General features: G+C 42.6%; 11 protein-coding genes. 8 read left to right on the top strand and 3 right to left on the bottom strand.

Annotated elements, in window-relative coordinates; all coding sequences use genetic code 11:
* The first annotated feature begins 128 nt into the window (after nt 1–128).
* Nucleotides 129–329 carry a hypothetical protein gene (locus F6K57_RS18640; protein WP_293025387.1) on the top strand — a complete coding sequence of 67 codons (201 nt, stop codon included), beginning with the start codon at nt 129–131 and terminating at the stop codon, nt 327–329.
* Nucleotides 330–502: 173 nt separating this feature from the next.
* On the opposite strand, the gene F6K57_RS18645 is transcribed toward F6K57_RS18640, so the two are convergent.
* Nucleotides 503–643, bottom strand: a complete 141-nt coding sequence (locus F6K57_RS18645) for a hypothetical protein (protein ID WP_293025386.1) — start codon at nt 641–643, stop codon at nt 503–505.
* A gap of 32 nt (nt 644–675) precedes the next feature.
* Between F6K57_RS18645 and F6K57_RS18650 the strand changes: the two genes are divergently transcribed.
* Both F6K57_RS18650 and F6K57_RS18655 read left to right on the top strand, forming a co-directional pair.
* Nucleotides 676–942 carry a hypothetical protein gene (locus tag F6K57_RS18650; protein WP_293069835.1) on the top strand — a complete coding sequence of 89 codons (267 nt, stop codon included), beginning with the start codon at nt 676–678 and terminating at the stop codon, nt 940–942.
* Nucleotides 943–991: 49 nt separating this feature from the next.
* Nucleotides 992–1,453 (top strand): peptidoglycan-binding domain-containing protein, encoded by a 462-nt coding sequence (locus tag F6K57_RS18655; protein WP_293025384.1) that lies wholly within the window; start codon nt 992–994, stop codon nt 1,451–1,453.
* Nucleotides 1,454–1,801: 348 nt separating this feature from the next.
* On the opposite strand, the gene F6K57_RS18660 is transcribed toward F6K57_RS18655, so the two are convergent.
* Complete coding sequence (locus tag F6K57_RS18660) at nt 1,802–1,936, bottom strand: hypothetical protein (protein WP_293069837.1); 135 nt, start codon at nt 1,934–1,936, stop codon at nt 1,802–1,804.
* 130 nt (nt 1,937–2,066) lie between these two features.
* Between F6K57_RS18660 and F6K57_RS18665 the strand changes: the two genes are divergently transcribed.
* The 3 genes from F6K57_RS18665 to F6K57_RS18675 are packed head-to-tail and all read left to right on the top strand — an operon-like array spanning nt 2,067 to nt 3,115.
* A complete protein-coding gene (locus F6K57_RS18665) occupies nt 2,067–2,354 on the top strand; it encodes a hypothetical protein (protein ID WP_293025381.1) in 288 nt (95 codons plus the stop codon).
* A 21-nt stretch (nt 2,355–2,375) separates the two neighbouring features.
* Nucleotides 2,376–2,792: a XisH family protein gene (locus F6K57_RS18670; RefSeq protein ID WP_293069839.1), complete on the top strand. Its 417-nt coding sequence runs from the start codon at nt 2,376–2,378 to the stop codon at nt 2,790–2,792.
* Nucleotides 2,780–3,115, top strand: coding sequence for a XisI protein (locus tag F6K57_RS18675; RefSeq protein WP_293069841.1), 336 nt, complete (start codon nt 2,780–2,782; stop codon nt 3,113–3,115). Before F6K57_RS18670 ends, F6K57_RS18675 begins: the two co-directional genes overlap by 13 nt.
* A gap of 375 nt (nt 3,116–3,490) precedes the next feature.
* On the opposite strand, the gene F6K57_RS18680 is transcribed toward F6K57_RS18675, so the two are convergent.
* Nucleotides 3,491–3,712 (bottom strand): hypothetical protein, encoded by a 222-nt coding sequence (locus tag F6K57_RS18680; protein ID WP_293069843.1) that lies wholly within the window; start codon nt 3,710–3,712, stop codon nt 3,491–3,493.
* Nucleotides 3,713–3,950: 238 nt separating this feature from the next.
* Between F6K57_RS18680 and F6K57_RS18685 the strand changes: the two genes are divergently transcribed.
* Together F6K57_RS18685 and F6K57_RS18690 are read left to right on the top strand one after the other, a co-directional pair.
* A complete protein-coding gene (locus tag F6K57_RS18685; RefSeq protein WP_293025376.1) occupies nt 3,951–4,313 on the top strand; it encodes a four helix bundle protein in 363 nt (120 codons plus the stop codon).
* A 320-nt stretch (nt 4,314–4,633) separates the two neighbouring features.
* Nucleotides 4,634–4,887 (top strand): hypothetical protein (locus F6K57_RS18690; protein ID WP_293069845.1); only part of this gene is annotated, 254 nt, incomplete at its 3' end.

Below are 4,887 nucleotides of genomic sequence, written 5' to 3' on the forward strand. Positions count from 1 at the left end.
GATCACAGCTAGATGCGATCGCATTTACCGATCACAGCTAGATGCGATCGCATTTACCGATCACAGCTAGATGCGATCGCATTTACTGATCAAAGCTAGATGCGATCGCATTTACTGATCACAGCTAGATGCGATCGCATTTACTGATCACAGCTAGATGCGATCGCATTTTCGAGACCACAGCTAGATGCGATCGCATTTTCGAGACCACAGCTAGATGCGATCGCATTTCCGTATCACAGCCCATACTCTTCCACCGACTCCCGATTCCCGACTCCCGATTCCCGACTCCCGATTCCCGATTCCCGATTCCCGATTCCCAATTCTAAATTCGCGCATTCTAAATTCGCGCATTCCCGATTCCCTGTAGTATCCACTGTCTAGAGAGGTATTTTTCACTTACGATTGAAAATTGTTATAGTTACGGGTTATTCAACAGGAAAACAAAGGGAGCTCTTGCCGAAATACCACCTGTAATTTCTGAAGCTTACAATAGTGATGGTTAAGGGAACAGGGAACAGGGAATCGGGAATCGGGAACAGTGATGCCCTAAATCAAGACAGGGAATCAACCTCAAAGAAGACTGTAGCTCATAACTGCAAGAAATGCCATATTTGGAGTTTAGGCAAAAGGTAATAGGCAATAGGGAAAAAATCTTGTGTATGTCAGATGGTGGTGCGTTACGGGACGGGCTTTAACAGGGGCGAAGAGTCTCAAAATCATAGGCTTTCTGTCCCTAACGCACCCTACACCCTACACCCTACACCCTACTCCCTATTCCCTATGGTGGTGCGTTACGGGACGGGCTTTAACAGGGGCGAAGAGTCTCAAAATCATAGGCTTTCTGTCCCTAACGCACCCTACACCCTACACCCTACACCCTACTCCCTACTCCCTGCTCCCTACTCCCTGCTCCCTACTCCCTCCTACCTAACCAATTGAAAACCTTTAATAGTCGCTTGTTAACCTATTCACAACTTCAGCACAAATCATGAAAAACAACTCAGAAATACCAATCCCCAATCCTGCCCAAACCATGATGGCGGATGACCAATCCATGACCAATTCACCAGAAACTATGGACAATCAAGACCTAGGGATGGCAACCGCCCCATCCATGGAAAGCCCAAAAGAAGTCATCAACGTTGACGCCCAACATTCCTATCCTCCCTATCCTCCCTATAACCCACCATCCCTAACCCTTGACACAATTACTACTGTGACTATGCCAGTGCTGACTCCTGGTAACAATGGTGACGCCGTGCGATTTTTGCAGCAGATCCTAATCAGCTTGGGCTACACCATTGTTAAATTTAACGCCAATTTTGACCGATATACCTACCTAGGTGTAACTCAATTCCAACGGAACAACCGTTTGAAAGTGGATGGCGTAGTGGGCTGGCATACTTGGCGTAAGTTGGGTGAAGCGAGCGTATCCCGGCGTCGTTATTAGGGAGTAGGGAAAGTTGAATGTAGAATTAAGAATGTAGAATTAAGAATGTAGAATTAAGAATGTAGAATTAAGAATGTAGAATTAAGAATGTAGAATGTAAGCAAGTGCACAAAATTAATTGCACATTTTTAAAAGCTCAAAGCCTTACACTGTAACGTTTACAGAGATTAAGAGTAGGTAATTAATTTTTTGTAGGTGCTTATAATGGTTAATTCTCAATTCTCAATTCTTAATTATAAATTCCCAATTCCCAATTCTAAATTATACATTCTAAATTCTAAATTATACATTCTCTCTCAATTAATCCTTCGTCAAGGAAAAATTGACAAAAAAAACTCTATAGTTTCACTATTGCTCAAACCCGTCTAGAATCACCTCATAGGGAGTAGGGAATAGGGAATAAAAAACTATAGTGATCAAAAAACCGTTGCACTGGCCGCACAGTTGAGAGACTCCCCCCCCGAAGTCGCTTTTCCTAATCAATAGTGATCACAAAACCGTTGCACTGGCCGCACAGTTGAGACACTTGGGACACTCCCCTTGCTTGGAAGTCCCTTTTCCTATCAATAGGTATCAGAAAACCGTTGCACTGGACGCACAGTTGAGAAAACCATTGCACTGGCCGCACACTGGCGACACTCCCCCCTATTCCCTACTCCGAAGCTACCTGCCTGAAAACCGTTGCACTGACCGCACACTTCCTCCTGTTCCGAGATCCGCTGTTCCCTACTCCAAAAACCGTTGCACTGGCCGCACAGTTCCGAGACTATTCCCGATAATAAATTCTAAATTCGCGCATTCCCTGCTCCCTTCTAATTGCTGCTATACTCAAGGCGTTGGCTGTGACAGCAAGGGTCATCATGCAGCAAATTCAGTTGAAGGAACTCGCGGAACTACTTGAATATAAAAAATAAATGTAGCAATGCCTGCTAAGGATATATTTCATGATGTTGTTAAAAAAGCGCTTGTCCAAGATAATTGGGTAATTACTCACGACCCGTTAACCTTAGATTTACGCGATCGCCAATTGCATATCGACTTAGGTGCCGAAAGGTTAATTGGTGCACAGAAGGAGAATCAGCAAATTGCTGTTGAAATTAAAAGCTTTATTTCATCTTCTAGTGTCTTTCAATTTCATTTAGCGTTAGGGCAGTTTTTGAATTACCGAATCGTACTAGGGCTGAAGCAACCACAACGAGTACTTTATTTGGCTGTTCCCTTATCCATTTACGACGATTTTTTTGGTGAAGAACTGCCTCAACTTAGTGTTAAAGAGTTTCAAGTTAAGCTGTTAGTATTCGATCCTAACCAGGAGGTAATTGTGGAATGGATAAATTAAATCAGTATCGTGAAGCGATTAAGAAAATTTTGACAGATTACAGCAAAATTAAACCTTCGTTTGGGGATATAGACCGCTATACTTCCTTTGATATAGAAAACGACCACTATCAAATTATTAGTGTGGGTTGGGAAGAGCATCGCCGCGTCTATGGCTGCCTGATTCACATTGATATTATCAACGACAAGATTTGGATTCAATACGATGGAACGGAATATGGTGTGGCTAATGAGCTGACTGATGTGGGAATTCCTAAGTATGACATTGTATTAGCCTTTCATACTCCGTTTATGCGTCGGTATAGTGATTTTGCGGTCGGTTGAAGGGAATAGGGAGTAGGGAGTAGGGAGTAGGGAGTAGGGAGTAGGGAGTAGGGAGTAGGGAGCAATGGAAAGAGCCCGTATTCAAAATTTTTTGTGAGTTGAATCGCAGAATTTTTCTTATACAGTAAGCTTTCTAAGTTTTTTGACTGTAAATTTAGCATAAAAGGTACTGAAGAACCGATTTTGCTTTTGTTTCAGGATTGTGACAGCATAGGGATACAGCGTTTTTCATAACTATCAGGTAGACAGGATTTTTTCCCTCTTCCCACTTCCGACTTCCGAAGTCCCTACTCCCTACTCCCTACTACTCCCTACTCCCTGCTCCCTACTCCCTAAAACCCAAGAATTTTTACCTCACCCAAATAAGAATTGCCATCAGTGAAGAACCGATTTTGCTTTTGTTTCAGGATTGTGACAGCATAGGGATACAGCGTTTTTCATAACTATCAGAGGGAATAGGGAGTAGGGAGTAGGGAGTAGGGAGTAGGGAGTAGGGAGTAATGGAAAGAGTCCGTATTCACAATTTTTTGTGAGTTGAATCGCAGAATTTTTCTTATACAGTAAGCTTTCTGAGTTTTTTGACTGTAAATTTAGCATAAAAGGTAGTGAAGAACCGATTTTGCTTTTGTTTCAAGATTGTGACAGCATAGGGATACAGCGTTTTTCATAACTATCAGGTAGACAGGATTTTTTCCCTCTTCCCTCTTCCCTGCTCCCTACTCCCTACTCCCTACTCTCTACTGCTCCCTACTCCCTGCTCCCTACTCCCTACTCCCTACTCCCTACTCCCTACTCCCTAAAAAAATCTACCTCACCCAAATAATAATTGCCATCAATGTCAGATATTAATAATTTTAAAGACTTACTAATTTGGCAAAAAGCCATGGATATAGCCGAAAAGTGTTATTTTTTAACTAAATTCTTTCCTAAAGAAGAATTATACGGTATGGTTCAACAAATTAGGAGAGCTGCAGTTTCTATTCCAGCCAACATAGCAGAGGGATATGGGAGAAGGTCAACTCCTGAGTACATTAGATTTCTTAATATTGCCCAAGGGTCAATTAATGAATTAGAGACACATCTTATTTTATCTTCTAGAGTAGGACTATCTAAGCAAACAGATATAGAATTGATTGTTTCTTTACTCACAGAAGAAACTCGAATGATTATTGCTCTGATTAGAAAGCTAGAGCAATGATAGGGAGTAGGGAGTAGTAGGGAGTAGGGAGTAGGGAGTAGTAGAAAGAGGCCGTATTCAAAAAAATTTTTTAGTTGAATAAGGGAGTAGGGAGCAGGGAGTAGGGAGCAGGTAAGAGGGAAGAGCCAAAAAATCGGCTCTTCTGTACCTGATAGTTATGCAAACCGCCGTAATTATATTACCTGCTACCTGTTCCTTTACACTAAAATAGTACGTCCTAAACCATACTTCGGTTGCTATAACTTTAAAAAAGTTATAGCGTTTCTAGGACTCATGAGGTACACGGGATTGTTTCACTCTTGGCTATTGGCTATTGGCTATTGGCTAATCCCTACTCCCTACTCCCCAGCTCCCCTACTCCCTACTCCCTACTCCCTACTCCCTACTCCCCAGCTCCCCTACTCCCTACTCCCTACTCCCTACTCCCTACTACTCCCTACTACTCCCTACTCCCTACTCCCTACTCCCTACTCCCTGTTCCCTATGCAATAATAACGATAGACAACAATGGGGGAGTCATGAACATGAGCGAAGTTGTGTTTTTGGTTGAGGAAGATCCGGAAGGGGGTTATAC

Source organism: Moorena sp. SIO4A5 (assembly GCF_010672005.1).
Taxonomy (GTDB): domain Bacteria; phylum Cyanobacteriota; class Cyanobacteriia; order Cyanobacteriales; family Coleofasciculaceae; genus Moorena.

Excerpts from the sequence above, each read along its gene's own strand:
- F6K57_RS18640 (WP_293025387.1), top strand. The coding sequence starts at position 129 with ATGCGATCGCATTTACTGATCACAGCTAGATGCGATCGCATTTTCGAG.
- F6K57_RS18655 (WP_293025384.1), top strand. The coding sequence starts at position 992 with ATGAAAAACAACTCAGAAATACCAATCCCCAATCCTGCCCAAACCATG.
- F6K57_RS18670 (WP_293069839.1), top strand. The coding sequence starts at position 2,376 with ATGCCTGCTAAGGATATATTTCATGATGTTGTTAAAAAAGCGCTTGTC.
- F6K57_RS18675 (WP_293069841.1), top strand. The coding sequence starts at position 2,780 with ATGGATAAATTAAATCAGTATCGTGAAGCGATTAAGAAAATTTTGACA.
- F6K57_RS18680 (WP_293069843.1), bottom strand. The coding sequence starts at position 3,712 with ATGCTAAATTTACAGTCAAAAAACTCAGAAAGCTTACTGTATAAGAAA.
- F6K57_RS18685 (WP_293025376.1), top strand. The coding sequence starts at position 3,951 with ATGTCAGATATTAATAATTTTAAAGACTTACTAATTTGGCAAAAAGCC.